Origin of the sequence: Streptomyces sp. NRRL F-525, assembly GCF_000716605.1 — a bacterium.
Lineage (GTDB): Bacteria > Actinomycetota > Actinomycetes > Streptomycetales > Streptomycetaceae > Streptomyces.
Map to the genome: position 1 here is coordinate 80323 of NZ_JNXE01000005.1, position 24139 is coordinate 104461.

The window sequence follows — 24139 nt, forward strand, 5'->3', positions numbered from 1 at the left end:
GATACGGCCGGGGCAGATACCAAGGAGAAAGAAATGCCGAAGCCCACCAAGGGTGCCCGTCTGGGCGGCAGTGCCGCGCACGAGAAGCTGCTGCTCGCGAACCTTGCGAAGAGCCTCTTCGAGCACGGCCGTATCACCACCACCGAGGCGAAGGCCCGCAAGCTGCGGCCGTACGCCGAGCGTCTGATCACCAAGGGCAAGAAGGGCGACCTTCACAACCGCCGTCAGGTGCTTCAGGTGATCACGGACAAGAGCATCGTCCACACGCTCTTCACCGAGATCGGCCCGCGCTACGAGAACCGTCCCGGTGGCTACACCCGTATCACCAAGATCGGTAACCGTCGTGGCGACAACGCGCCCATGGCTGTCATCGAGCTCGTCGAGGCCCTGACCGTCGCGCAGGCTGCGACCGGTGAGGCCGAGGCGGCGACCAAGCGTGCGGCGAAGGACACCGAGGCTGCGGCTCCGGTTGAGGTCGTCGAGGACGCGAAGCCGGTTGAGGCTGACGAAGAGGCCAAGGACGCGTAACACCGTTTTTGGCTGCCGGTCCGCTGTGGCTGGTCGCGCAGTTCCCCGCGCCCCTAACGGGGCGCTTCAGTGGGCCCGTTCCTTCTTGGGACGGGCCCACTTTTGTGTAGGTGAAAGGATCTCGGTGTGAGTGATGACGTAGAGGCTGGGTTCGTCCGCGTACGGCTCGATCTCTCCTACGACGGGACCCTGTTCTCCGGGTGGGCCAAGCAGGCCGGGGGGCGGCGGACTGTGCAGGGGGAGGTCGAGGATGCGTTGCGGACGGTGACGCGGTCGGGGGCGGTGGCGTACGACCTGACCGTGGCCGGGCGGACCGATGCCGGGGTGCATGCCCGGGGGCAGGTGGCGCATGTCGATCTGCCGGGGGAGTTGTGGGCGGAGCACCGCGAGAAGCTGTTGAAGCGGCTTGCGGGGCGGTTGCCGAAGGATGTGCGGGTGTGGGGCGTGGCGGAGGCTCCGGAGGGGTTCAACGCGCGGTTCGCGGCTCTGTGGCGGCGTTATGTGTATCGGGTGGGGGATCGGCCGGGGGGAGTCGATCCGTTGCTGCGTAACCATGTGCTGTGGCACGACTGGGAGTTGGACGTCGACGTGATGGACGCCGCCGCCAAGTCCCTTGTGGGGGAGCATGACTTCGCCGCCTATGCGAAGAAGCGCGAGGGCGCGTCGACCGTTCGGGAGATCTTCGACTTCGGGGTGCGGCGGCGGGACGACAGGGTCGTCGAGATCGAGGTGCGTGCCGATGCCTTCTGCCACAACCAAGTGCGGTCCATGGTGGGCGCGTTGGTGTTCGTCGGCGACGGTCACCGGGGCGCCGAGTGGCCGCGGAAGGTGCTGGACGCGGGGGTGCGGGACAGTGCCGTGCATGTCGTACGGCCGCACGGGCTGACCCTGGAGGAGGTCGCCTATCCGGCCGACGAGGGGCTGGCGGAGCGGCAGTTGCTGGCCCGGCGGGTGCGGGGGACTCTGCACTGAGGGGCCGGGTGGGCGCCAACTCCTGTTGGCGCCCCGGGTGTTACTGGGCCGCCGCCGAAGCCTGGGCCTCGCCGCGGGCGTGGATCTGGTCGAAGGCGAACTTGGCCAGGTCGTCGCCGATCGTGAAGACCTTGGTGTCCTTCGCCGTCACGTCCGTGCCGTTGGTGAAACCGGCGACGGTGAAGTAGGCGTAGCGGCCGTAGGCGTTGGTCGTCGTACGGCAGATCGCGCCGTCGCAGAAGGCCTTGATGCCCTTGCCGGACAGTGACCTGACGGCGCTCTTGGTGTCCGCCTGGGCCTTGGCCTTCGTCGCCTGTGCCTCGGTGTCGAAGAGGGCCACACCGACCGTGACCGCGATGTCGTCCTTGATGTACGAGACCCGCATGAGGCGGGTGCAGCCGTCCGCGGTGAGGATCTTGGGGAGGGTGCCGGAGGCGACCGAGGCGCAGTTGGTGGTGTCGGCCGTCGGGCCCTTCTTGTACACGGTGGAGGCGACCGTCAGCTGGGTGCCCGGGAAGAGGGTCGCGGGGCTGAGTGGTGCCGTGTCCTTCGCCTTGCTGGAGATGAACTCCTTCGGGTCCAGCGGCGGGGGCGCGCTGGTCGGCGCGAAGGACGGCGAGGTCGCGTCGGTGCTGGGCACGGAGGCGCTCGCGGGCAGGTTCGTCGGCTTGCCCGACGCGCTCGTGTCGTCGTTCGCCGACATCACGGCCATGGCCACGGCCGTGCCGACGCCCACCGTCGCGAGCGCGCCGCCGACTATGAGCAGCAGTCTCTTGCGCCGGTTGCGCGTCTCCGCCTGGTCGGCGAGCGCGGCCCAGTCCGGGGTCTCGTCGTCGACGTTGCCGCCCCACGGCTGCTGCGATTGCGGTTTCCAGGGATCCCACTGGGACTGGGGTCCCCCCTGCCCAAAGCTCATGGGAGGCATCCTAGACGGGGCAACGGGCGTGCGGGTGCGCCTCAATGAGCCCTGGAGCAACTGACGTTGGGTGTGTCACGGTAAGTATTTCCGCCGTCGCTTTCCGCGCCCGCTCCGGTCCCGCCGACCGCGTTTTGACCCGTCCGGGGCGGCGCGGGTACTCTTACGGTTTGTTATGCGTATCGGCTTGGTCCTTACCGGACGAGAGGCCCTTACGTAGGTTCCCTGGAGCAGTTACCAGTGGGCGGCATACGGGCAGGGTCCCCGGCATTGTCGTCCCCAGCTGCACGATCGCTTCAGTGATGCCATGTGTCAGGCCCTATCCACTGAAGAAGTGAAGGCTACGAAGTGCGTACGTACAGCCCCAAGCCCGGCGATGTGACTCGCCAGTGGCACGTCATCGACGCCCAGGACATCGTCCTCGGCCGTCTGGCTACCACTGCCGCGAACCTCCTCCGCGGCAAGCACAAGCCGACCTATGCCCCGCACATGGACATGGGCGACTTCGTCATCATCATCAACGCCGACAAGGTTCACCTGTCCGGCAACAAGAAGACCCAGAAGCTGGCGTACCGCCACTCCGGTTACCCGGGTGGTCTGCGCTCCGTCCGCTACGACGAGCTGCTGGCGAAGAACCCCGAGAAGGCCGTCGAGAAGGCCATCAAGGGCATGATCCCCAAGAACACCCTGGGCCGTCAGATGATCAGCAAGCTGAAGGTCTACTCGGGCGACCAGCACCCGCACGCTGCCCAGCAGCCGGTGCCGTTCGAGATCACCCAGGTCGCGCAGTAGTTCCGGCCACACACCCCCTAAGACAGAAAAGAATCTGAGGAGAACCGTGGCCGAGACCACCGTTGAGCAGCCGGTCGAAGAGACCGAGACCGAGCTCGTCGACATCGAGAGCTACACCACCGAGTCCGACGTCCCCGTCGAGGGTGAGTACACGTCGGAGTCGCTCGCCGGCCGCTTCGGCGACCCGCAGCCGGCCGCCGGCCTGGGCCGTCGCAAGAACGCCATCGCGCGCGTCCGCATCGTGCCCGGCACCGGCAAGTGGAAGGTCAACGGGCGCACGCTCGAGGACTACTTCCCGAACAAGGTGCACCAGCAGGAAGTCAACGAGCCCTTCAAGGTGCTCGAGCTCGACGGCCGCTACGACGTCATCGCCCGCATCTCGGGTGGCGGCGTCTCCGGTCAGGCCGGTGCCCTGCGCCTCGGCGTGGCCCGCGCGCTGAACGAGGCCGACGTGGACAACAACCGCGCCGCCCTCAAGAAGGCCGGTTACCTCCGTCGCGACGACCGTGCGGTCGAGCGCAAGAAGGCCGGTCTCAAGAAGGCCCGCAAGGCCCCGCAGTACAGCAAGCGCTAAATCGCGCCTGCTGTCTGTACTCCGAACGCCCCGGCGGCACGCCACTTGTGCCGTCGGGGCGTTCGTTTATCACAGCCGGGGGCGTATAACGGCACAAGACGCTCAAAGGCTTGTGTGATCGGATGAACAGGCATCGTATGTCCGGAACGCGGAACTCAGGCGTTGCGGGACTTTCAGCGGTGCAGGACTTTCAGCTTTGCAGGACTTCGGCCTTGCAGGACTTTCGCCTTCCTCAGGAGGACAAGTGGGACGACTCTTCGGCACGGACGGCGTGCGCGGTGTCGCCAACGCGGATCTGACGGCCGAGATGGCCCTCGGGCTCTCCGTCGCGGCGGCGCACGTACTCGCCGAGGCGGGTACCTTCGCGGGCCACCGGGCGACGGCCGTGGTCGGGCGGGACCCGCGCGCGTCCGGGGAGTTCCTGGAGGCCGCGGTGGTCGCGGGCCTGGCCAGCGCCGGCGTGGACGTGCTGCTCGTCGGCGTGCTGCCCACCCCCGCGGTGGCGTATCTCACCGGCGTGCTGGGCGCCGACCTCGGCGTGATGCTCTCCGCGAGCCACAACGCCATGCCGGACAACGGGGTGAAGTTCCTCGCCCGCGGCGGGCACAAGCTCGACGACGAGCTGGAGGACCGGATCGAGAAGATCTACGACGAGCACCGCACCGGCGCCCCCTGGGACCGCCCGACCGGCTCGGGCGTCGGCCGGGTCCGGCACTACAACGAGGGGTTCGACCAGTACGTCGCCCATCTCATCGGCGTGCTCCCGAACCGGCTCGACGGGCTGAAGATCGTCCTCGACGAGGCGCACGGTGCCGCTTCGCGGGTCTCGCCGGAGGCGTTCTCGCGGGCCGGTGCCGAGGTCATCACGATCGGCGCGGACCCGAACGGGCTGAACATCAACGACGGTTGCGGCTCGACCCACCTGGGTCTGCTCAAGGCCGCGGTCGTCGAGCACGGCGCGGACTTCGGCATCGCGCACGACGGTGACGCCGACCGCTGCCTGGCCGTGGACCACACCGGTGAAGAGGTCGACGGGGACCAGATCATGGCCGTGATCGCGCTGGCGATGCGGGAGCGTTCCGCACTGCGCTCCGACACCGTCGTCGCGACCGTCATGTCGAACCTCGGCTTCAAACTGGCCATGGAACGCGAGGGGTTGACGCTCGTCCAGACCGCGGTCGGCGACCGCTACGTCCTGGAGGAGATGAAGGAGCACGGCTACGCCCTGGGCGGCGAGCAGTCCGGCCACGTCATCATCCTGGACCACGCGACGACCGGTGACGGCACGCTGACCGGCCTGATGCTGGCGGCGCGGGTCGCCGACACGGGCCGTACGCTCAAGGACCTCGCGTCCGTGATGACGCGGCTGCCGCAGGTACTCATCAACGTCCCGGACGTGGACCGCACCCGCGTCGGCACCTCTGCCGACCTGGCCGCCGCGGTCGCCGAGGCGGAGCGTGAACTCGGGTCCACGGGGCGGGTGTTGCTGCGTCCTTCCGGCACCGAGCCGCTGGTACGCGTGATGGTGGAAGCCGCCGACATCGACCAGGCCCGGTCGGTGGCGGGGCGGTTGGCCGATGCGGTGAAGTCGGCGCTCGGTTAGGTGAGTTGAGCGGTGGTGCGCTCGCGCTGCCAGGCCCAGAAGGCCTTCTGGGCCAGGAGCGTGAGCGTGCCCGCCGCGACGATCCCGCCGAGGTTGGCGAGGAGCTGCCAACTGGAGCCCCACGTCTGGGAGTAGTCGCGGTAGCTGAAGGCCACGGCGGCGTTCGCGGCGGCCGGGACGGTCGTCACCGAGATCGCGACGCCGATCAGCGCACCGGACTTCGCCGAGGTGAGGGACAGGGTGCCCGCGATGCCGGCCAGGAAGGCCACGACGAAGGACATCCAGTCGGGCTTCCAGATGAAGGCGGTGTTGGGCCGGGCCGCCTGCACCATGGACTTCTCGAACAGCCCGAACGCGTCCAGCAGCCAACTGAAGCCCACCGTCAGCACCATGGCCGCGGCGAACCCGGCGAGCAGCGCCCAAAGCGACCGCCACACCAGCCGCGGCGCCCGCCGCACCAGCGCCGTGGAGATCCCGGCGAGCGGCCCGAACTCCGGTCCTACGGCCATCGCGCCCACGATCAGGATCGCGTTGTCCAGCATCACACCGCAGGCCGCGAGCATCGTGGCGACGGTCAGGAACGCGACGTAGGTGACGGTGAGCGTCGACTCCTCGTGCGTGGCGTCCGCGAGGTGCTCCCACAGCACGGCGTCGGCACCCTCGCCGGGCGCGTCCTCCTCGGCCCGGTCCGCCCGATCCGACAGCGAGAGGCCGATGTCGTCGACGGCGATCGAACCGGTGCGGTCCAGCCCCAACTGCCGTAGCGCGCCGATGAGTTCGTCGCCGGCCTCGCGGGCGACGTCGCACATGACGACGTCGCCGGCGGGGTTGCGGGCGGCGCCGGTCATGACGATGAGGTGGGCGGTGCCGACCGTCGTCTCGATGAGTCGGACCACGTCGTCGGTGCGGTCGGCGGGGGTGATCAGGCGGAGGTGCAGCATGCGGGCAGGGTAGCCGTCACAGTTTGCGCAGGCTGAGCCGCTGGACCTTGTGGTCGGTGCCCTTGCGGATGACGAGGGTGGCGCGGCCTCGGGTGGGGGCGATGTTCTCCACCAGGTTGGGCTTGTTGATGGTGCGCCAGAGGGTGCGGGCGTAGTCGACGGCCTCGTCCTCGGAGACCTGGGTGTACTTGCGGAAGTACGAGTCGGGGTTCTGGAACGCGGTGGCGCGCAGCTTGCGGAACCGGTTCAGGTACCAGCGCTCGATGTCCTCGGCGCTCGCGTCGACGTACACACTGAAGTCGAAGTAGTCGGCGAGCCCGACGCGGGTCCGGCCGTCCTTGCCCGGGAGCGCGGGCTGGAGCACGTTCAGCCCCTCGACGATCAGGATGTCCGGGCGGCGGACGGTGAGCCGCTGGGCAGGGACGATGTCGTAGATCAGGTGGGAGTAGACGGGGGCGGTGACCTCGTCCTTGCCCGCCTTGATGTCGGCGACGAAGCGGGTGAGCGCGCGGCGGTCGTACGACTCGGGGAAGCCTTTCCTCGACATCAGCCCGCGCGCCTCCAGCTCCCGGGTGGGGAGCAGGAACCCGTCGGTGGTGACCAGCTCGACGCGGGGGTGCTCGGGCCAGCGGGAGAGCAGCGCCTGCAGCAGTCGCGCGACGGTCGACTTCCCTACGGCCACCGACCCCGCGACGCCTATCACGAACGGCGTGCCGGACTGGGAGCCCTGCTCGCCCAGGAAGGTGTTCAGCGCGTTTCTCAGGCCGTCCGTGGCGCCGACGTAGAGGTTGAGGAGTCTGGACAGCGGGAGGTAGATGTCACGCACCTCGTCGAGGTCGATGACATCGCCCAGGCCGCGCAGCTTCTCGACCTCCTCGGCGGTGAGCGGCAGCGGCGTCTTGTCGCGCAGCGCGCTCCACTCGGCTCGGGTGAGGTCGACGTAGGGAGTCGCCTCCGGCTTGTGCCGGTGGGCGCTCCGGGGCATCGGGGAGACCGGAGAGATCACAGTCCATTGTTAACGGAGTTTGAACGGGGTGGTGGGTGGGGTGCGTCACGTGGGGAGGCGTGGGGGTCACTTTGGGCGTGGTCAGGTGAAGTCCGCGTAGGCGAGACGGGTCTCGCAGACCCGGCAGCGGAAGAGGTACGCGGTCGGCCCGCCGTCCTTGTCGAGCGAGTCGAGGAAGTCCTCGACCTGGTCGGGCGGCCACTTCCACGCGGCGCACTGCCGACGGAGGTGGTCGACGGCGTCGGGATACGCCGCGAGCTCCTTGCTTCCGGCGGGCCCGAGGAACGCGGCGCCGTCGCCGCAGTGCGTCAGCCAGTACGGGGACTGCCAGGCGGTGAACCCCGGTGTGCGGGTCAGGACGGCCATGACGACATCCCGGGGTACGTCGCCCTCGACGGTGTCGGCGAAGGAGGCGTCGTAGCGTTCGGCGGCGGTTCCGGAGGCGATGCAGTACGGGCAGATACCGGCGTCCGGGGCGTCGGCGGCGTAGACGGGACCGGTGTACACCCAGCCGCGTTCCTGCCTGCAGCAGACGCAGGGTTCGTCGGAGGCGGCTACGGAACCGGTGGCGACGGGGTTCGGGTGGTACGGGAACCGGGGCAGGATCGGCCGTTGGCGTGGTTCCGGCTGCGGGGCGATGGCGAGGGAGACGGCCTGCCCGGTCAGAGCCGGCGGCGGGACCACGATCGCCTCCGCCCGCAGGTTTTCCGGGAGGTGTCTCCGGTCGGCCTCGGTCGTCAGGATCGCCGGGCGGCCGTCCGGGACGACCACCGCGCCGGTCCGGCGGGCGAGTTCGGCGACGAGGTCGAGGACGCGTCCGGGGGAGGGGCGGTGGAAGGTGAGCCCGTGGGCGTCGCCGTGGACGTCCGCTGTTCCGCCGTCCTCGGCTGCGAGTGCTGCGAGTGCTTCGAGTGCTGCGAGCACGTCGCGTATCGCGGTCTCGTCCATCGGGGCCGGTTCTCCGTCGACGAACCGGCACAGGTACAGGCTGTAGCTCACGTCGTCAGCTCCTTTCGTCGCGTTTCCTGAGTCGGGCCGGGCCGGGTGGCAGAGGAAACGGATGGATCAGGGCCGGGTGGATCAGTGCCGGAAGCCCGTCACCAGGACCATGCTTCCGTGCCCGTGCCGGTCCGGTTCCTCGACCTCGAACCCCGCCGAGGCGAGGATTCCCATGAGGGCTGCCTGCATGTGGTTGAGCACCGTTCTGTGGTGGCGCACGGCCGGGGGCGGGTTCGCGTAGTCGATGCCTTTCGCGAAGAGGTCGAGCGCGGGGTCGCGCAACTCCGCGTCCGTGTGCCAGTTCGCGTACACCCCGCCGTCGACGAACGGCGTGACGTGCACGTCCACGCCGGGCAGGTAGTGCGGCCCGCCGCTGAGGTCACCCCGGTCCACGGGAAAACCGACGAGCCGCAGTGCCTGACACACCTGCCCGGCCAGTGCCTGGCGCGCCTCGACGATCTCCGGTGGGGCTTTCGGGGGCAGGTCGAATCGGGGAGTGTCCGTCATGGGGTCTCCTGAGCGGGCGTGGGACGCGGGGCGGGCGTCGGGTCGGGCATCGTCCCGAAGACCAGGACGTGGTCCGGGTTCATGGTGTCGTTGTCCGGCGTCGCGAGGACTCCCGCCGACAGCAGGATGTTGATCAGCGCGCTCTGCATGTGCAGGCCGATGATCCCGGAATAACGGACGACGGGTGCGTCGGGATCACCGGAGGTGAGGCTGTCGACGGCCGCCCCGAGCATGGCGGGGTCGCATCTCCAGCTCAGGGACACGGGCGCCGAAGCCATTTCGGCGTCGGGATCGACGTAGATCACAGCGCCTGCCCGGCCAGCGCCACGCGCGCCTCGATGGTCTCCGGCGGAGCTTTCGGGGGCAGGTCGAACATGGGGTGGTCGGGCATGGGGTCTCCGGTCGCTCGGTCAGTTCTCCGGGGCGAGGTGGCCGATGGCGTCCTGCACATGGGACGTGCCGTAGCCGAACTGGTCGCCGAGGGCCCGGTAAGCGGCGTACCGGGGCGGGGCGAGCGGTACGGACAGCACGGCGAGCAGCCGGAGGAACAGCCGGTAGCCGAGGTCGGGGTCGGCGTGGGTGACGACCTCCTTCAGGGCGTCGACCGCGGCCGCGCCCGGAATTCCCAGCCAGTGGGCGCTGATCGTCCGGGTCGCCAGCGCCGGGGTCGCCTCGTCGATCGCCTCCAGCACCGGCTGGGTGAGCGCGGTCCGAACCGGTCCTACGACGGGTGCGTAGGCGGGGGCGACCTCCCGCAGGCGTTCCTCGCACACGTCCGCGATCAGCCCGAGCCAGTCCCGCCCGTCGATGCCGAGCCGGTCGATGTTGAGGCCCCGGTCGGACACGGCCAGCCACAGGGTGGCGACGGTGGCCGCGCTCACCGGGGAGTTCAGGAGGCGGGAGACGTCCTCGAACAGCAGTGCCGCCGCGGTGCCCGGGGTTTCCGCGGAGTCGTCGAACGTCGCGGCGCGCGCCACGCCCTCCCGTGCCGTGGGTTCCTCCCAGAAGGTGGAGAAGCGCTCCGCCAGGACCGAGATGCCGAAGTCTCCCGAGCGGTCGCGTCGAGCCGGGTCGATGGGCAGCCACTGGATGTCGAGACCGTCGTAGATCAGCGGTCCTGGCCGGCCGAGTTCCGAGGAGAGCTCCATGAGGCGGTCGTACTGATCCTTGGCGACCGGTACCGCCCAGGCTTTCAGGACGCGGAGCAAGAGGCGGAATCCGGTCTCCCCGTCGGCCTGCCCGGCGATGTCCTCCAGGGCCTCGGGAACCGTCGCGGGCAAGGTCCGCCCGGCACCGCCGTGTACCAGCGCGCGCCTCAACTGGGCGGCGGAGACACGTATTTCGGCTACGACGGCCGCGCGCAGGTTCTCTTCCGCGAACTCGGGGTGCGGTGGCGAGGGCCAGTACACCTGGGGCTTCCTGCGGGGCCGGGCCGGGTACAGCTCCGCGAGCCGGGTCAGCCAGCCGTGGAGGTCCGTCCCGAAGTCCGCCGGGTCGAAGCGCTCGTGTGTGGCCGCCGACCAGGCCGCGCGCAGTGTCTCGTCCGGCAGACCGGAGTCGAGCAGGCAGCGGATGTCCACGCCGAGTTCCACGGCGCCTTCGCCTTCGCAGTCACCGGCCACCTCGGCGGCGAACTCCTGTGCTCGTCCGAGGTCGGGTGCGGTGGCCGAGGCGAGTTTCCCGGCGAGCGCGCTCAGCCCGAAGTCGTCCTCGTAGAACGCGAAGAGCGGTTCGCGTTGTCTGGCCATGGTGTGGTTTCCCCCGGGCGCTGGTCGCTGGCCGCTGGTCGACGGCTTGAACTGGACGTCTATGGATTGGCGGATTGGTCAAGATCCGGTCAAGCGCGCGTCACTTTAGGCAGGTGGTGGGTGTCCTGAGCAAGGGTGGCCGGTTTTCGATCATGGCCACAATTTCCGAAATCGGGCAAGAAGTGCCGTGTTCGGACGGGCTCCGGCGCCTAGGCTGCGGCGCATGTGCGGAATCGTGGGATACGTGGGGTCGCAGTCGGCGCTTGATGTGGTGATGGCCGGACTGAAGCGGCTGGAGTACCGGGGGTACGACTCGTCGGGTGTCGCCGTGCTCGCGGACGGCGGGCTGGCGGCGGCCAAGAAGGCGGGGAAACTCGTCAATCTGGAGAAGGAACTGGTCGATCACCCGTTGCCAGCGGGGTCGACGGGCATCGGGCACACGCGCTGGGCCACGCACGGCGGGCCGACGGACGCGAACGCCCACCCGCATCTCGACAACGCGGGGCGGGTCGCGGTCGTCCACAACGGCATCATCGAGAACTTCGCCTGTCTGCGGGCCGAGTTGGCGGAGCGCGGGCACGATCTCGCCTCGGACACGGACACCGAGGTGGTCGCGCATCTGCTGGCCGAGGAGTTCTCGGGGTGCGGGGATCTGGCGGAGGCGATGCGGCAGGTGTGCCGGCGGCTTGAGGGCGCGTTCACGCTGGTCGCGGTGCACGCGGACGAGCCGGATGTGGTCGTGGGTGCGCGGCGTAATTCGCCGCTCGTGGTCGGGGTGGGGGAAGGGGAGGCATTTCTCGCCTCCGACGTCGCCGCGTTCATCGCCCACACGCGCTCCGCGATCGAGCTGGGGCAGGACCAGGTGGTCGAGCTGCGGCGGGACGGGGTGACGGTCACCGGTTTCGACGGGGCTCCGGCCGAGGTGCGTTCGTATCACGTCGACTGGGACGCGTCCGCCGCGGAGAAGGGCGGCTACGACTACTTCATGCTCAAGGAGATCGCCGAGCAGCCGAAGGCGGTCGCCGACACGTTGCTGGGCCGCATCGACGCGGCGGGCCTGCTCTCGCTCGACGAAGTCCGCATCCCCGTCCATGAGTTGAGGGAGATCGACAAGGTCGTCATCGTCGCCTGCGGTACGGCTTTCCACGCGGGCATGATCGCCAAGTACGCCATCGAGCACTGGACGCGGATTCCCTGCGAGGTGGAGCTGGCGAGCGAGTTCCGGTACCGGGATCCGATCCTGGGCGCGCGGTCCCTGGTCATCGCGATCTCCCAGTCCGGCGAGACGATGGACACGCTGATGGCGCTACGGCACGCGAGGGAGCAGGGCTCGAAGGTCCTGGCCATCTGCAACACCAACGGGTCGACGATTCCCCGTGAGTCGGACGCGGTGCTGTACACGCACGCCGGGCCCGAGGTCGCCGTAGCGTCGACGAAGGCGTTTCTGACGCAGCTGGTGGCGTGCTATCTGGTCGCGCTGTATCTCGGTCAGGTGCGGGGCACGAAGTGGGGCGACGAGATCCAGGCCGTCATCCGGGACCTGTCGCAGATCTCCGGTGAGGTCGAGCGGGTGCTCGAAACCATGGAGCCCGTACGGGAGTTGGCGCGGTCGGTGGCTTCCAAGAACACCGTGCTGTTCCTGGGCCGGCATGTCGGTTATCCCGTCGCTCTCGAAGGCGCCCTGAAACTCAAGGAGTTGGCGTACATGCACGCCGAGGGCTTCGCGGCGGGGGAGTTGAAGCACGGGCCGATCGCGCTGATCGAGGAGGGGATGCCGGTGGTCGTCGTCGTTCCCTCGTCCCGTGGGCGGTCGGTTCTGCACGACAAGATCGTGTCCAACATCCAGGAGATCCGGGCGCGCGGTGCGATGACGATCGTGATCGCGGAGGAGGGCGACGAGACGGTCGTCCCGTACGCCGACCACCTGATCCGGATTCCGGCCACACCGACGTTGCTGCAACCGCTGGTCGCGACCGTGCCGTTGCAGGTGTTCGCCTGTGAGCTGGCTACGGCTCGGGGCAACGAGGTTGATCAGCCTCGGAACCTGGCGAAGTCGGTGACGGTGGAGTGAGCGGAGTGGGTGGAGTGAATCGGCTTTAGGGCTTCCACGAAGGAGGTGAAGGCTCCGGTCGGGGACGTGACGGTGGCGGCCGGGCCACCTCTCCGAAAAAGTGTGACACTTCTGTAGAAAGTGTCACACTTTTCAGGTTGAGGTCGAGGGGGACGACGCGCTGCGTGCGCGGTGGGTGGAGGGGCGCAGCGCCTGGGTGTTCAGGCGGATGTGTCAGATGCCAGGGCTTCGGCGAGGCTGACCACCGCACAGCCCAACATCCCTGTCAGTACCCTGCGTTGACGCTGCGTCAGGCTGCCCACGAAGACCGCCGCGTCGGCGTTCGTCCGCTCGCAGAGTGCCGCCGCCTCGCGGGCCTTGCCGTACGTCAGAAGCGTCCGCGAGGAATAGGGCAACGCCATCTTCTTGGCACCGCCGGCCGAGACGCCCCGCCGCTGCACGATCCGGCCCACGACCCGCGCACCGCGTTCCCCCAACTTCCGCGCCGCCGCGTCCATCAGCTCGGCCCAGTCCTTCTGCTTGCCGGAGAAATAGCCGACGATCACCACGTCGGCGTCCTCGACCTCAACTGCCGAGGCCGGAACCCGGTGTTGGGCCGTTCCTGCTCGATGAGCGGGGCGCCTGTCGCGCCTTCGGGCCTGATGCATGGCCTTCAGGCTAGTTGCGCTCCGCTGAAAGCGCGCTGAGGGCGTCGTGAAACCCGGTGCGCGCAGGCTCTGTGTCAGAAGGAAGCCGGTGCACAGCCGGAGTGGAACCGACGAACCCAGGAGCGCACACCATGGCCATCAACCTCACCGACCAGGACAAGCTCACCCTCCGTACCGCCGCGTACGGTGCCATCACGCTGATGGCCGCCGCCGGTGCCACCGCCGGGTCGCCGCACCGGATCGCCACCCAGGGCAGCCTCGCGCTGGCCTCGGCGACCGGGCCGGTCGGGTACGTGCTCGCCGAGAACTCGAAGATCCCGAACCTGGACGGCAAGTCCGTGGCCGAGATCGCCGATCAGGTGCTGCCGGCCCTCACCGCCGCCATGGGTCTGCTCAAGAAGCAGGACCCGGCCGAGGCCGACAACTTCCGCGGCACCGTCCTCGTCGCCCTCGAAGCGGCCGTACGGCCCAAGAAGGGCGAGCCCAGCCCGGTCATGCTGGAGATGATCCGCAAGATCACCGGAGCCCTCGACGCCGCGTGAACCGGCCGGGCTTCATGCTCAGCGGTGGTGCCGTTGGTCGGAATCCGTCTCCGAACCTCGATCCCTGGAGGATCGGAGACGGATTCCGAAGGAGCGGTCTGTCTCCGGGCCCGTGGACGATCGGCCACCCCGCGCCGCCTGGTGGCGATGTGACAGGCGCCGTGTTGACGACCTGACCGGCCGAGTCATGACGCGCGCCATCGCGCGTCAGGCTGAACGACCGTCGACGTCTGAGCCTCCGCCGTATGCGGTCCACGGACCCGCCTTCGCCAGGAATGCTGCCCAACTCGCCGGGGTGAAACGGAGGGTGGCGTACTCCCTGCTCTTGGTGTCACGGACCATGATTCGGCCACCGGTCCAAGCGATCTGGACGCAGTTATCCGGATTGACATCGCTATAGCTGCTCTTGCGCCACGCCCACGGCTCTGTCACTCATGCCTCCTCCGCCTTGCATGCGGAGGGACTGCCGATCCGGCTCACTCGACAGAGTGCCACCTGCCGCCGTCCGGTTACGGGCCCTCGTCCCCCTCAGCCCGCGTGATCACACACGGGAAAGCCAGCACTCGCCTTCACCGTAACAATGCCTCGCGGGGAAGGACATGACACATCGCGCCGGGACTTGTACGGCTGACCAGTATCTTCAACTTGGCGAATTCGAGGCCCTCTTGAATGGTTCCGGAATCCCTTCTTCCGGGCTGTGGCGCGATAGGCTGAGGACAGTCCATCTCACGAGGGGACGACCGATGACGCGTTCGGCTCTCTCTTGCTCTCCTCGATCTTTGTTCTGGATGCAGGCTGCCTACGTTTTCGTATCCGGAACCTTGGCGTTCGGCGCTGGATACGGTGCGGCTCGCATGCTCGGCTCGATGGCATGGGGAATCCTGGTGGCACTGGTCGTCACGGTGGCTGCGGGGTGGTGGGGGCACTCTCTCCAGCAGGTGGCTCACCGGGTGTTGGTGAGTCAGACACGGCGGACAATGCGCGGGACTTGAGCCACCTCCGCAGCCGTGTTGTGACCATCACGCCGGTGCTGCAGCCCAGTACGCCGAGCCAGCCGCGGGGATCCGGGATCAGTACGGTGAAGAGCACGGTGAAGAAGCCCCCGAGTATCGCCGGCGGGAGGGTGACGACCCACAGAAGATGCACCGTGCGCGTACGGGACGGCAGTACGTCATGGATGATCTCGTTGCAGATGTGGACCCAGGTCTCAACTCGCCTACGTCCGGCCATGTCCACACCCCCGCACCCGTCGCCGGCGGCGTCGGGTGCGACCGCCTGTGCCAACCTGCGACCTTGCCATCGGTCACCTCGGTGATCCGTCGTCAGAAACCGCAGCCATGGGTGCAGCTGCGGGAGGCGCCTTGCTTCGCGGTTCGACTGGCTGGGGGCCGGTGACCCGTAGCCGGGTCCGGGGGTGTGGCCGTCCTGTTCGCCGTTCCTGATCTCCGGGTTTCGTCGCGCCGCTGTCAGGAGGTCTCGGCGGGCGCGGGCAGCGTCAGGTCAGGGCTGTCCTGGCCGCTACCGGCTGCCACGTTCCGCAGAATGGGGCCGATGTTGTCCAGGAGTGCCTGATCCTCCAGTCCCCAAAAGGTCTCCAGATATCGGCCGGTGACCTCGGGGTCGTTGCTTGCATACGACTCGCCTCGCGGGTTCTCAAGATGGATCGAGTCCGGCATGCCGTCCTCGCGGAACTCGAAGTGTGTGAAGGGGCCCATCAGCCCGCGATGGGCGCCCACGCCAAAGGGCAGGACCTGGATGGTGATCCTCGGGTGCGAGGCCAGGTCCGCCAGTCGGTCGAGCTGGGACCGCATGACTTTCGGGCCACCGATCTGCCGACGGATGACCGACTCGTCGAGGATCATGAACAGCTTTGGGCCCTCGTCCCCTTCCAGGATTTCCTGACGGGACAAGCGGGCTTCGACAAGTCTGTCCAGGCGTTCCGGTGAGGTGGCCTGCCCGGTCCCCGCGGCCATGGCCCGCATGTATTCCTCGGTCTGGAAGAGCCCGGGAACCACGAAGAAGTGAAACCCGCGAATGATCGAAGCGGATGATTCAAGAGCCAGGAAGGTGAGAAACTCCTTGCTCAGCACATCCCGGTATTCGCTGAACGGCATCTTCCGACTGCTGCGCGCCAACTGCAACAGTTCATCGATCTTGCGGCGATCGGTCACTCCGTACTCGATCAGCAATGCCTTGAGGTCATTGACGGAGATCGCGACCTCTCCGGCTTCGATCCTGATCAGCTTGGAGGGACTCCAATACATTTTCGTGGCGACTTCACGTTGCGTCAGTCCCACTTGATTTCGTGCCTTGCGCAACTCTGTCCTCAGGCGCAGGCGTTGTACGGCGGCGCTCGGTGTGCTCACGATCGCCACCTCCCAACAGTGAAGGTCCGATGTGCAATGTAGCAGATTGTCATATCGCCAGGAAAGGCCTCACTAGTTGCGCACTCGGAATACCTGACGTGCTGGTCGGGGGTCTGAGTGCTGAGCGCGTCTGGCAGGAAGCCAGGTCGCAGTCTGCGATGTCGCAGAACTGCAACTCACCTGCCGCCTGTCAGCATGGTGGCCGTTACCGTATCGGATCTGACGTACCGACATGTCTTCATCCGGGTGGTGCGGTCCTCTCTGTGCTATCTGCGTCCGACGTGCTCCGCAGGCGGAGTGGCTCGCTACGGCCCTGGTGGCCCGGGGTGCCGCGCATGTCACCCCGGGGGTGGGAGCTCGCGGAATTTCACCCTGTCGCGCACCGTGACTTCTTGTGTACTCTGCGTGTCTGGCGCTGGGGTGGTGCATATGCCGCCCCGAGTTAAAGCGCAGGTGGCGCCCGGGAGTTGGGCCCGGGCCGATCAGTTTGGGGGAATCGCGATGACCGACCGTTCGCTCAGCCGCCGCCACGCCATGAAGCTCGCCGGTGGGGTGGTGCTGGGGGCCGGGGCCGTGTCCCTCGGGGCCGCGGCTCCGGCCGCGGCGTCCGATGTGCGCGGGTTCGACGGGACGTGGGACGGCAGTCTGGACGGGCGTCACGCCCGGCTCGTCGTCAATGTGTTCTCGCTGGGCCCGCAGTATGTGGTGCAGCTCCGCCTGACCGACCTGGACCGCGACGTGTCCTACGCGGCGGACGTGTACAACGTCCCGCTGGAAGCGGACCGACTGGAGAACATCAACCTCACCGGGAACAGCGGCACCAAGGAATGGCTCGTCCTGCACCGGCACACCTGGTCGGACAACTCCCTTTCCGGGCGCACGCGTTGGGACGGCAAGGAGTACGGCTTCAGCTTCTGGCGCCAGGGTACGAACCGGGCGTACATCACCCCGGCCCGCCCGTTCAAGACCTGGAACGACTGGCTGGGCGGCCGCCTCGACCAGGGCTACGCCCCCGGACTTCCCCCCGCCATGTGGTACGCGACCTATGACGGCAACCACGACGGGCGCAACGCGTCGTTGCGCGTGTACGCGGTGCCCTACGCCGGCAACGGCGCCGAAATGGCCGTGGTGTTCGACTTCTGGGACCTGGAACGCGGCGCCGGCTGGCGCCAGTTGTGGCCCTACCGGGGACCGGCACCCTTCGGCACCTGGTCCTACGACCAGCAGCGCACCCCCATCCTCGGCAACTACTACTTCGCGCCCCTCAACGGCGCCGCCGGCAGTGATCTGCAGATCAACCGGATGTTCTGGCACAGCTGGAACGCCTGGTACGTCAGCGGACAGTCGGTCTGGAACGGGAAATCCTACGGCTTCTCCTTCATCCGTCAGACCCCGTTCGCCACCGAGTGATCACCTTGCCCCGGCTGCTCGTAGGGTGCTCGGCATGAGCATCATCGGTGTTGGTATCGACGTGGCCGAGATCGAACGGTTCGCGGCGTCGCTGGCGCGTACGCCCGGGATGGCCCAACGGCTTTTCCTGGACAGTGAGTTGCTGCTGCCGAGCGGGGAGCGGCGAGGGCCCGCCTCCCTCGCCGCCCGGTTCGCGGCGAAGGAGGCGCTCGCCAAGGCGCTGGGGGCGCCGGCCGGGCTGCACTGGACGGATGCCGAGGTGTACGTCGAGGACACTGGGCGGCCTCGGTTGCGGGTTACCGGGACTGTCGCGGCTCGGGCGGCTGAGCTGGGGGTGCGGTCCTGGCATGTTTCGTTGAGCCATGACGCGGGGGTGGCTTCTGCGGTGGTGATCGCGGAGGGGTGACGGGTGGGGGCGGCCCCCGTGGAGGTAGATCGCCGTTGGCGGGTGCCGGTTTCGTCGGGTGTGCGGGTGCGGTCTCGGTTGCTTACGGGGCAGACTCGAACGTATGCGTACTGCGTACAGCGTGGAGACGGTAAGGGCCGCTGAGCGACGGCTGATGGCGCGGGTTCCGGAGGGTGCGCTCATGCAGCGGGCCGCCGCCGGACTCGCCGTTGTCTGTGCTCAGTTGGTGGGGCGGGTCTACGGCAGTCGGGTCGTGCTGCTGGTGGGGAGTGGGGACAACGGGGGTGATGCCCTGTACGCGGGAGCGAGGCTGTCCCGGCGCGGAGCGGCCGTCGTGGCCGTGCTCCTCGCGCCCGAGCGCACCCATGCCGGCGGGCTTGCGGCGCTGCTGCGGGCCGGCGGTCGTACCGTCGCGGCCGGTGACGCCGAAGGGCTGTTTCTCCGCGCCGATCTCGTTCTTGACGGGATCGTCGGGATCGGGGGGCGGGGTGGGTTGCGGCCCGATGCCGCGCGGCTGGCCGGGCTTGCCTCGGAGGCCCGGGGGGTTGTCGTCGCCGTTGATCTGCCCAGTGGGGTCGATGCGGACAGCGGGGAGGTGCGGGGGGCTGCCGTGCGGGCCGATGTCACCGTCACCTTTGGGGCGCACAAGCCGGGGTTGTTGATCGATCCTGCTCGGGAGTACGCCGGGGCCGTGCGGCTTGTCGATATCGGGCTGGGGGGTGAACTGCCCGATGAGGCTGGGCTGGAGGCGTTGCAGCATGTGGATGTGGCTGCGTTGCTGCCTGTGCCGGGGGCTGAAAGTGACAAGTATCGGCGGGGAGTTGTGGGGATCGCCGCGGGGTCGGGGCGGTATCCGGGGGCTGCTGTGCTTGCCGTTGCGGGGGCCTTGCGGGGTGGGGCGGGGGCCGTTCGGTATGTCGGGCCGGCTGCTGATGCCGTGATCGCTCGGTTTCCTGAGGTGTTGGTGTCCGAGGGTGGGCCGCTCAAGGCTGGGCGGGTGCAGGCGTGGGTGGTCGGGCCGGGGGCGGGGGATGATGCCTCGGCTGTGGCTGATGTGGTGACTGCCGATGTGCCTGTGCTGATCGATGCGGACGGGTTGCGGTTGGTTGACCCCGAGGCTGTGCGGGGGCGTGGTGCGCCGACGTTGATGACTCCGCATGCGGGGGAGGCGGCCGCGTTGCTCGGGGTTCCTCGGGGGGATGTCGAGGGGGCTCGGTTGGAGTCCGTGCGGGAGTTGGCCGGGCGGTATGGGGCGACCGTGTTGTTGAAGGGGTCGACCACGCTTGTCGCCGACTCGGGGGGTGGGGTTGTGCGGGTCAACTCGACGGGGACGGGGTGGCTGGCTACGGCGGGGAGTGGGGACGTGTTGTCGGGGCTCTGTGGGTCGTTGCTGGCGGCGGGGTTGTCGGCGTTCGACGCGGGGAGTGTGGGGGCGTATCTGCATGGGCTGGCGGGGAGGTTGGCCTCGGATGGGGCGCCGGTGGGGGCGCATGATGTGGCCGAGGCGGTTCGGGTTGCCTGGCGGGATGTGCGGGGCTGAGTTTCTTTCGCCCCCGCCGCCCCTACCCGTCCCATCCCCAGGGGCTGCCGCCCCTTCCGCCCCGCCCGGGGGCTGCGCCCCCAGACCCCCCTTCGGCCTGAACGGCCTCGTCCTCAAACGCCGGACGGGCTGGATAACGCCGACCGGTGTTGCACGCATTCGCGCTCGTCAATAAGGGTGACCCCTCCGCGCGGCACCCGGATCACGTCGTACCGCCGCGTTTCTCTGATCGCATGATCAGTACACGAATCGCGCACAGAAGTATCGCGGTGCTGCTCACCGCGGTGATCGCCCTCCCTGTCGGGGCCGGTAGTGCCTGGGCGGATGGGCCGGTGCCGCCGGCGGCGGGGCCCGGGGAGACCGAGCTGGTGCCGGGGGTGCCGCCGGGGCCGTATCAGCCGTGGCAGATCGATACGCCGGATCAGGCGCTCGCGCCGAGGGTGTACACGCCTACCGCCGAAGAGGACCGGGTCGAGCCTCGGGACGCCGCCGTGGGGACCTACGCGCTCGTCGAGTACGTGCCGATCGCCGACGCCGTCGCCAAGGTGAGCTGTAGCAAGCAGACCGGGCCGTATCAGCGGGGCGTCGAACGGTGGCTGAGGCTGAAAGTGGACGGTAAGCAGTCCGGCGGCGACTGCAAGGCCATCCGTGCCTTTCAGAAGAAGCAGGGGATCAAGCCCGCCATCGGGTTCGCCGGGCCTGTGACGTGGGCTCGTATGCAGCTCATCGGTGCCAGGAAGAATCCGAACGCCGCCCGGAAATGCCCCGTCCGCTCGTACCGCGTCGCCTGTGTCGATCTCGACCGGCAGCTCACCTGGGTGCAGAAGGGGAAGAAGGTCGTCTTCGGGCCTGTGCCCATGCGGAGCGGGCGCAGTGGGCATGTGACCCGGGGCGGGTGGCACAAGATCTACTGGAAGCACAAGAACCACTGGTCGACGCTCTACAACAGCCCTATGCCGTATGCCCAGTTCTTCGACGGCGGCATCGCCTTCCACGCCGTCTACGGGAGCATCTACACCACCGTCGGCTCCTGGGGCTGCGTCAATCTGCGGCTGGCCGACGCCCGCAAGCTCTGGGGTGTGCTGAAGAAGGGCGACCGTGTGTACGTGTGGGGGCACCGGCCCGGGAACTAGCGAACGAGGAGGGCTCAGAGGGGGTGTCAGTCCCCTCTGAGACACTGGGGGTGCCATGAATGAGACAGCGACACAGCCCACCGCACCGTTGCGCGCCCGCGCCGAGATCGATCTGGGCGCCCTGCGGGCCAATGTGCGGACCCTGCGCGCCCTCGCGCCGGGCGCGGCCCTCATGGCCGTGGTGAAGTCCGATGCCTACGGCCATGGGGCTGTGCCGTGTGCGCGTGCCGCTGTGGAGGCCGGGGCCAGCTGGCTCGGTACTGCCACGCCCGAGGAAGCGCTTGACCTGCGTGCTCGCGCCGGCTTGCCCGACGGCGTGCGGATCATGTGCTGGCTGTGGACCCCGGGCGGGCCCTGGCGTGAGGCCATCGAGGCCGATCTCGATGTGTCGGTGAGCGGGATGTGGGCCCTGGAGGAAGTCGTCGCGGCCGCTCGTGCGGTTGGGCTTCCCGCGCGCGTGCAGCTCAAGGCCGATACGGGGCTGGGGCGTAGTGGATGTCAGCCCGGCGACGACTGGGCCGAGCTCGTCGGGGCTGCCCTGTGCGCCGAGAGCGACGGGCTTCTCCGTATCACCGGGCTCTGGTCCCATCTCGCCTGCGCCGACGAACCCGGGCATCCCTCCATCGACGCCCAACTCGCGCTCTTCCGGGAGATGGTGGCGTACGCGGAGGAGCGTGGGGTGCGGGCCGAGGTGCGGCACATTGCCAACTCGCCTGCCACGCTCACCCGTTCCGACTCGCACTTCGATCTCGTCCGCACGGGAATCGCCGTCTACGGGATCTCGCCGAGCCCTGAGGTGGGGTCCTCGGCCGACTTCGGGCTGCGGCCGGTGATGTCGCTGAAGGCGTCCGTCGCGCTCGTGAAGCAGGTGCCGGGCGGGCACGGGGTCAGTTACGGGCATCACTACATCACCCCGGGCGTGACCACCCTCGGGCTCATCCCCGTCGGGTACGCGGACGGCATCCCGCGGCACGCCTCCGGTACCGGTCCCGTACTCGTCGGCGGGAAGTGGCGGACCGTCGCGGGGCGGGTCGCCATGGACCAGTTCGTCGTGGACCTGGGAGGGGACGAGCTGGAGGCCGGGGCGGAGGCCGTCCTGTTCGGGGCCGGTGATCATGGTGAGCCCACCGCCGAGGACTGGGCGCAGGCCGCCGGGACCATCGCGTACGAGATCGTCACCCGCATCGGAACACGCGTTCCCCGCGTCTACGTCAATGAGGGCGTCGGAGAGATCGCAGAGATCGTCCCCGAGGTCGTCGGTGAGGTCATCCCCGGGTATGAGGGAGACGACGTAGCGCAGGGCTGTGACGTGAAGAGGAGCGGCACGTGAGCGAGAGCAGTGCGGAGGCGGTCGCCGCGGTCGCCTCCGCCGCCGCGGGGGCGGGCGGGAACTGGCGGAAGGTCACCGGAATCGCGGGCGCCGCGATAGGTGTGATCGCCGCCGGGGCCGCGGCCGGTGTCGCCATAGAGCGGATGACCGTCGGGCGCGGGATGCGCGAGCGGGCCCGGCTGGCGCTCGACTCCACCGGGCCGTACGGGTCGCTGCGCGGTACGCCCGGTACGGCACAGGCCGACGACGGGACCGAGCTGTACTACGAGGTCGACGACATCGAGCCCGATGTCGTCGTCACGCCCAAGCGGCGGCGGCTCTTCGGGCGGAAGGCGCCGGCCCCCGTCACCGTCGTCTTCAGTCACGGGTACTGCCTCAACCAGGACTCCTGGCACTTCCAGCGGGCCGCCCTGCGCGGGGTCGTGCGGACCGTGCACTGGGACCAGCGCAGCCATGGGCGTTCCGCGCGCGGGGTCGCGCAGCTGGAAGACGACATGCCGCTCACCATCGACCAGTTGGGGCGCGACCTGAAGGCCGTGATCGACGCGGCCGTGCCCGAGGGGCCGATCGTGCTCGTCGGACACTCCATGGGCGGCATGACGGTGATGGCCCTCGCCGACCAGTACCCCGACCTGATCCGCGACCGGGTCGTCGCCACCGCCTTCGTCGGTACGTCCTCCGGGCGGCTCGGCGAGGTCAACTTCGGACTGCCCGTCGCCGGGGTCAACGCGGTGCGGCGGGTGCTGCCGGGTGTGCTGAAGGCGCTCGGGCAGCAGGCCGCGCTGGTGGAGCGGGGGCGGCGGGCCACCGCCGATCTGTTCGCCGGGATCATCAAGCGGTACTCGTTCGCCTCGCGGGACGTCGATCCGGCGGTCGCGCGGTTCGCGGAGCGGATGATCGAGGGGACGCCCATCGATGTCGTGGCGGAGTTCTATCCGGCGTTCACCGACCACGACAAGACGGCCGCGCTCACCCACTTCAAGGACATGCCGGTGCTCGTGCTCGCCGGGATCGGCGATCTCGTCACGCCCAGTGAGCACAGCGAGGCCATCGCCGATCTGCTGCCGGACGCCGAGCTGGTGCTCGTGCCGGACGCCGGGCACCTGGTCATGCTGGAACACCCCGAAGTGGTGACGGACCGCCTCGCCGACCTGCTCACCCGCGCGGGTGCCGTGCCGGCAGGGGCTACCGTAAGTGGCTATGGAAGCACCAGCAGCACCGCACAACGCGGCTGAGCCCCTGTCCGTCTCGATCACCGTCAACTCCCCTGATCAGATGCGGGAGTTGGGGCGCCGCCTGGCCAAGTTGCTGCGCGCGGGCGACCTCGTGATGCTCACGGGGGAGTTGGGCGCGGGCAAGACGACACTCACCCGGGGGTTGGGGGCGGGGCTCGGGGTCCGCGGGGCGGTCACCTCGCCGACGTTCGTCATCGCACGCGTGCACCCTTCGCTCGGTGAGGGGCCGCCGCTTGTGCACGTCGACGCGTATCGCCTGGGCGGCGGGCTGGACGACATGGAGGATCTCGACCTCGACGTGTCGTTGCCCGAGTCCGTGATCGTCGTGGAGTGGGGCGAGGGGAAGGTCGAGGAGTTGACGGACGACCGGCTGTCCCTCGTGATCCACCGGGCCGTCGGGGATACGACCGACGAGGTACGGCACGTCACGGTCACCGGGCTCGGTGCGCGGTGGGCCGCGGTTGAACTGGGTGTGCTCGGGGGCTGACCGGGGGGTGTGGGCGGTGTGGGTTCCGACAAGGTGTCGGCAAGATGTTGCGTTCCGGGTCTCGGGCGTGGTCACATGGTATCCAGTTCGTAGTTAGGTCTACCTAACTACGTCTGCCCCCGGCTCCCAGGAGGCGTCCGTGTCGGCTTCAGAGAACCAGCGTGAGTGGGCGCGGCCGTCTGCGTTCGCTGGGGTGTCCATGCGGGAGCTGTTGGCGGCGGGGGAGGCGGCGAGGGTGGTTTCTACGCCGCCTCGTGACCCGGAGCCGGAGGCTCTGCCGGTTGAGCAGGAGCGTAAAGCCGCGTAGTTGCTTGGCTGCGGGTGCGTTGTGGCTGGGCGCGCAGTTCCTCGCGCCCCTAGGGGGTTGCCCTGGCCCCAATTGAATT

At 68.7% G+C, this 24139-nt stretch carries 25 protein-coding genes; 14 read left to right on the plus strand and 11 right to left on the minus strand.

Features of this window, described 5'->3' with window-relative positions; translation table 11 throughout:
• Nucleotides 1–33: 33 nt before the first annotated feature.
• Both rplQ and truA read left to right on the plus strand, forming a co-directional pair.
• Nucleotides 34–528, plus strand: coding sequence for a 50S ribosomal protein L17 (gene rplQ / locus OO69_RS09440; RefSeq protein WP_033280025.1), 495 nt, complete (start codon nucleotides 34–36; stop codon nucleotides 526–528).
• A 126-nt stretch (nucleotides 529–654) separates the two neighbouring features.
• Complete coding sequence (truA, locus tag OO69_RS09445; protein WP_033280026.1) at nucleotides 655–1500, plus strand: tRNA pseudouridine(38-40) synthase TruA; 846 nt, start codon at nucleotides 655–657, stop codon at nucleotides 1498–1500.
• A gap of 40 nt (nucleotides 1501–1540) precedes the next feature.
• On the opposite strand, the gene OO69_RS09450 is transcribed toward truA, so the two are convergent.
• The gene (locus OO69_RS09450; RefSeq protein WP_033280027.1) at nucleotides 1541–2416 is read right to left on the minus strand and encodes a hypothetical protein; all 876 of its coding nucleotides are present in this window, start codon (nucleotides 2414–2416) and stop codon (nucleotides 1541–1543) included.
• A gap of 348 nt (nucleotides 2417–2764) precedes the next feature.
• Between OO69_RS09450 and rplM the strand changes: the two genes are divergently transcribed.
• The 3 genes from rplM (at nucleotide 2765) to glmM (ending at nucleotide 5385) form a co-directional block, all read left to right on the plus strand.
• Nucleotides 2765–3208 (plus strand): 50S ribosomal protein L13, encoded by a 444-nt coding sequence (rplM, locus tag OO69_RS09455; RefSeq protein WP_013001400.1) that lies wholly within the window; start codon nucleotides 2765–2767, stop codon nucleotides 3206–3208.
• A 46-nt stretch (nucleotides 3209–3254) separates the two neighbouring features.
• Entirely contained in the window at nucleotides 3255–3782 is a 528-nt protein-coding gene (gene rpsI / locus OO69_RS09460) for a 30S ribosomal protein S9 (protein ID WP_019055538.1), read from the plus strand.
• A 244-nt stretch (nucleotides 3783–4026) separates the two neighbouring features.
• Nucleotides 4027–5385, plus strand: a complete 1359-nt coding sequence (gene glmM / locus OO69_RS09465) for a phosphoglucosamine mutase (protein ID WP_033280028.1) — start codon at nucleotides 4027–4029, stop codon at nucleotides 5383–5385.
• On the opposite strand, the gene OO69_RS09470 is transcribed toward glmM, so the two are convergent.
• The 6 genes from OO69_RS09470 to OO69_RS09495 all read right to left on the minus strand — a co-directional run bounded on the left by OO69_RS09470 (nucleotide 5382) and on the right by OO69_RS09495 (nucleotide 10586).
• A complete protein-coding gene (locus tag OO69_RS09470) occupies nucleotides 5382–6326 on the minus strand; it encodes a DUF389 domain-containing protein (RefSeq protein ID WP_033280029.1) in 945 nt (314 codons plus the stop codon). The two genes, glmM and OO69_RS09470, sit on opposite strands and share 4 nt — an antisense overlap.
• 16 nt (nucleotides 6327–6342) lie before the next feature.
• The gene (gene coaA / locus OO69_RS09475; protein WP_199810912.1) at nucleotides 6343–7311 is read right to left on the minus strand and encodes a type I pantothenate kinase; all 969 of its coding nucleotides are present in this window, start codon (nucleotides 7309–7311) and stop codon (nucleotides 6343–6345) included.
• A 102-nt stretch (nucleotides 7312–7413) separates the two neighbouring features.
• On the minus strand, nucleotides 7414–8331 hold the full coding sequence (locus OO69_RS50045; protein ID WP_234444387.1) for a CbrC family protein: 918 nt from the start codon (nucleotides 8329–8331) through the stop codon (nucleotides 7414–7416).
• Nucleotides 8332–8412: 81 nt separating this feature from the next.
• Nucleotides 8413–8838, minus strand: a complete 426-nt coding sequence (locus tag OO69_RS09485; RefSeq protein WP_033280031.1) for a hypothetical protein — start codon at nucleotides 8836–8838, stop codon at nucleotides 8413–8415.
• On the minus strand, nucleotides 8835–9116 hold the full coding sequence (locus OO69_RS09490) for a hypothetical protein (RefSeq protein WP_158713364.1): 282 nt from the start codon (nucleotides 9114–9116) through the stop codon (nucleotides 8835–8837). Before OO69_RS09490 ends, OO69_RS09485 begins: the two co-directional genes overlap by 4 nt.
• 132 nt (nucleotides 9117–9248) lie before the next feature.
• Nucleotides 9249–10586, minus strand: coding sequence for a hypothetical protein (locus OO69_RS09495; protein WP_033280033.1), 1338 nt, complete (start codon nucleotides 10584–10586; stop codon nucleotides 9249–9251).
• A 223-nt stretch (nucleotides 10587–10809) separates the two neighbouring features.
• Here OO69_RS09495 and glmS point away from each other — a divergent pair, with 223 nt between their 5' ends.
• A complete protein-coding gene (gene glmS / locus OO69_RS09500) occupies nucleotides 10810–12657 on the plus strand; it encodes a glutamine--fructose-6-phosphate transaminase (isomerizing) (RefSeq protein WP_033280034.1) in 1848 nt (615 codons plus the stop codon).
• A 200-nt stretch (nucleotides 12658–12857) separates the two neighbouring features.
• On the opposite strand, the gene OO69_RS09505 is transcribed toward glmS, so the two are convergent.
• Complete coding sequence (locus OO69_RS09505) at nucleotides 12858–13304, minus strand: hypothetical protein (RefSeq protein WP_234444388.1); 447 nt, start codon at nucleotides 13302–13304, stop codon at nucleotides 12858–12860.
• A gap of 131 nt (nucleotides 13305–13435) precedes the next feature.
• On the opposite strand from OO69_RS09505, the gene OO69_RS09510 reads away from it, so the two are divergent.
• Nucleotides 13436–13846, plus strand: coding sequence for a hypothetical protein (locus tag OO69_RS09510; RefSeq protein ID WP_033280036.1), 411 nt, complete (start codon nucleotides 13436–13438; stop codon nucleotides 13844–13846).
• Between the two features lie 207 nt (nucleotides 13847–14053).
• Here OO69_RS09510 and OO69_RS50050 read toward each other — a convergent pair whose 3' ends face one another.
• From OO69_RS50050 to OO69_RS09515, 3 genes are all read right to left on the minus strand, one after another.
• Nucleotides 14054–14278 (minus strand): DUF397 domain-containing protein, encoded by a 225-nt coding sequence (locus OO69_RS50050; RefSeq protein WP_078652355.1) that lies wholly within the window; start codon nucleotides 14276–14278, stop codon nucleotides 14054–14056.
• 465 nt (nucleotides 14279–14743) lie between these two features.
• On the minus strand, nucleotides 14744–15076 hold the full coding sequence (locus OO69_RS51885; protein ID WP_158713365.1) for a hypothetical protein: 333 nt from the start codon (nucleotides 15074–15076) through the stop codon (nucleotides 14744–14746).
• Between the two features lie 236 nt (nucleotides 15077–15312).
• Nucleotides 15313–16212, minus strand: coding sequence for a helix-turn-helix domain-containing protein (locus OO69_RS09515; RefSeq protein ID WP_033280037.1), 900 nt, complete (start codon nucleotides 16210–16212; stop codon nucleotides 15313–15315).
• A 501-nt stretch (nucleotides 16213–16713) separates the two neighbouring features.
• Here OO69_RS09515 and OO69_RS09520 point away from each other — a divergent pair.
• The 7 genes from OO69_RS09520 (at nucleotide 16714) to tsaE (ending at nucleotide 23753) form a co-directional block, all read left to right on the plus strand.
• A complete protein-coding gene (locus tag OO69_RS09520) occupies nucleotides 16714–17622 on the plus strand; it encodes a hypothetical protein (RefSeq protein WP_033280038.1) in 909 nt (302 codons plus the stop codon).
• Between the two features lie 34 nt (nucleotides 17623–17656).
• Nucleotides 17657–18028 carry a holo-ACP synthase gene (locus OO69_RS09525; RefSeq protein WP_033280039.1) on the plus strand — a complete coding sequence of 124 codons (372 nt, stop codon included), beginning with the start codon at nucleotides 17657–17659 and terminating at the stop codon, nucleotides 18026–18028.
• Nucleotides 18029–18131: 103 nt separating this feature from the next.
• Nucleotides 18132–19568, plus strand: a complete 1437-nt coding sequence (locus OO69_RS09530; protein ID WP_199810913.1) for an NAD(P)H-hydrate dehydratase — start codon at nucleotides 18132–18134, stop codon at nucleotides 19566–19568.
• A 233-nt stretch (nucleotides 19569–19801) separates the two neighbouring features.
• Entirely contained in the window at nucleotides 19802–20701 is a 900-nt protein-coding gene (locus OO69_RS09535; protein ID WP_033280041.1) for a L,D-transpeptidase family protein, read from the plus strand.
• 55 nt (nucleotides 20702–20756) lie between these two features.
• Complete coding sequence (alr, locus tag OO69_RS09540; RefSeq protein ID WP_033280042.1) at nucleotides 20757–22031, plus strand: alanine racemase; 1275 nt, start codon at nucleotides 20757–20759, stop codon at nucleotides 22029–22031.
• Entirely contained in the window at nucleotides 22028–23266 is a 1239-nt protein-coding gene (locus OO69_RS09545) for an alpha/beta fold hydrolase (RefSeq protein WP_033280043.1), read from the plus strand. Before alr ends, OO69_RS09545 begins: the two co-directional genes overlap by 4 nt.
• Entirely contained in the window at nucleotides 23232–23753 is a 522-nt protein-coding gene (gene tsaE / locus OO69_RS09550) for a tRNA (adenosine(37)-N6)-threonylcarbamoyltransferase complex ATPase subunit type 1 TsaE (protein ID WP_033280044.1), read from the plus strand. The genes OO69_RS09545 and tsaE overlap by 35 nt, the downstream gene beginning before the upstream one ends.
• Nucleotides 23754–24139: the final 386 nt, after the last annotated feature.

What these genes read in the sequence shown, in the direction of transcription:
- OO69_RS09520 (WP_033280038.1), top strand. Translation starts at nt 16,714, where the DNA reads ATGACCGACCGTTCGCTCAGCCGCCGCCACGCCATGAAGCTCGCCGGT.
- alr (WP_033280042.1), top strand. Translation starts at nt 20,757, where the DNA reads ATGAATGAGACAGCGACACAGCCCACCGCACCGTTGCGCGCCCGCGCC.
- OO69_RS51885 (WP_158713365.1), bottom strand. Translation starts at nt 15,076, where the DNA reads ATGGCCGGACGTAGGCGAGTTGAGACCTGGGTCCACATCTGCAACGAG.
- coaA (WP_199810912.1), bottom strand. Translation starts at nt 7,311, where the DNA reads ATGCCCCGGAGCGCCCACCGGCACAAGCCGGAGGCGACTCCCTACGTC.
- OO69_RS09495 (WP_033280033.1), bottom strand. Translation starts at nt 10,586, where the DNA reads ATGGCCAGACAACGCGAACCGCTCTTCGCGTTCTACGAGGACGACTTC.
- glmS (WP_033280034.1), top strand. Translation starts at nt 10,810, where the DNA reads ATGTGCGGAATCGTGGGATACGTGGGGTCGCAGTCGGCGCTTGATGTG.
- OO69_RS09450 (WP_033280027.1), bottom strand. Translation starts at nt 2,416, where the DNA reads ATGAGCTTTGGGCAGGGGGGACCCCAGTCCCAGTGGGATCCCTGGAAA.
- tsaE (WP_033280044.1), top strand. Translation starts at nt 23,232, where the DNA reads ATGGAAGCACCAGCAGCACCGCACAACGCGGCTGAGCCCCTGTCCGTC.
- OO69_RS09485 (WP_033280031.1), bottom strand. Translation starts at nt 8,838, where the DNA reads ATGACGGACACTCCCCGATTCGACCTGCCCCCGAAAGCCCCACCGGAG.
- OO69_RS09470 (WP_033280029.1), bottom strand. Translation starts at nt 6,326, where the DNA reads ATGCTGCACCTCCGCCTGATCACCCCCGCCGACCGCACCGACGACGTG.
- rplQ (WP_033280025.1), top strand. Translation starts at nt 34, where the DNA reads ATGCCGAAGCCCACCAAGGGTGCCCGTCTGGGCGGCAGTGCCGCGCAC.
- OO69_RS09530 (WP_199810913.1), top strand. Translation starts at nt 18,132, where the DNA reads ATGCGTACTGCGTACAGCGTGGAGACGGTAAGGGCCGCTGAGCGACGG.
- OO69_RS09535 (WP_033280041.1), top strand. Translation starts at nt 19,802, where the DNA reads ATGATCAGTACACGAATCGCGCACAGAAGTATCGCGGTGCTGCTCACC.
- OO69_RS09505 (WP_234444388.1), bottom strand. Translation starts at nt 13,304, where the DNA reads ATGCATCAGGCCCGAAGGCGCGACAGGCGCCCCGCTCATCGAGCAGGA.
- OO69_RS09490 (WP_158713364.1), bottom strand. Translation starts at nt 9,116, where the DNA reads ATGGCTTCGGCGCCCGTGTCCCTGAGCTGGAGATGCGACCCCGCCATG.
- OO69_RS09510 (WP_033280036.1), top strand. Translation starts at nt 13,436, where the DNA reads ATGGCCATCAACCTCACCGACCAGGACAAGCTCACCCTCCGTACCGCC.
- OO69_RS09525 (WP_033280039.1), top strand. Translation starts at nt 17,657, where the DNA reads ATGAGCATCATCGGTGTTGGTATCGACGTGGCCGAGATCGAACGGTTC.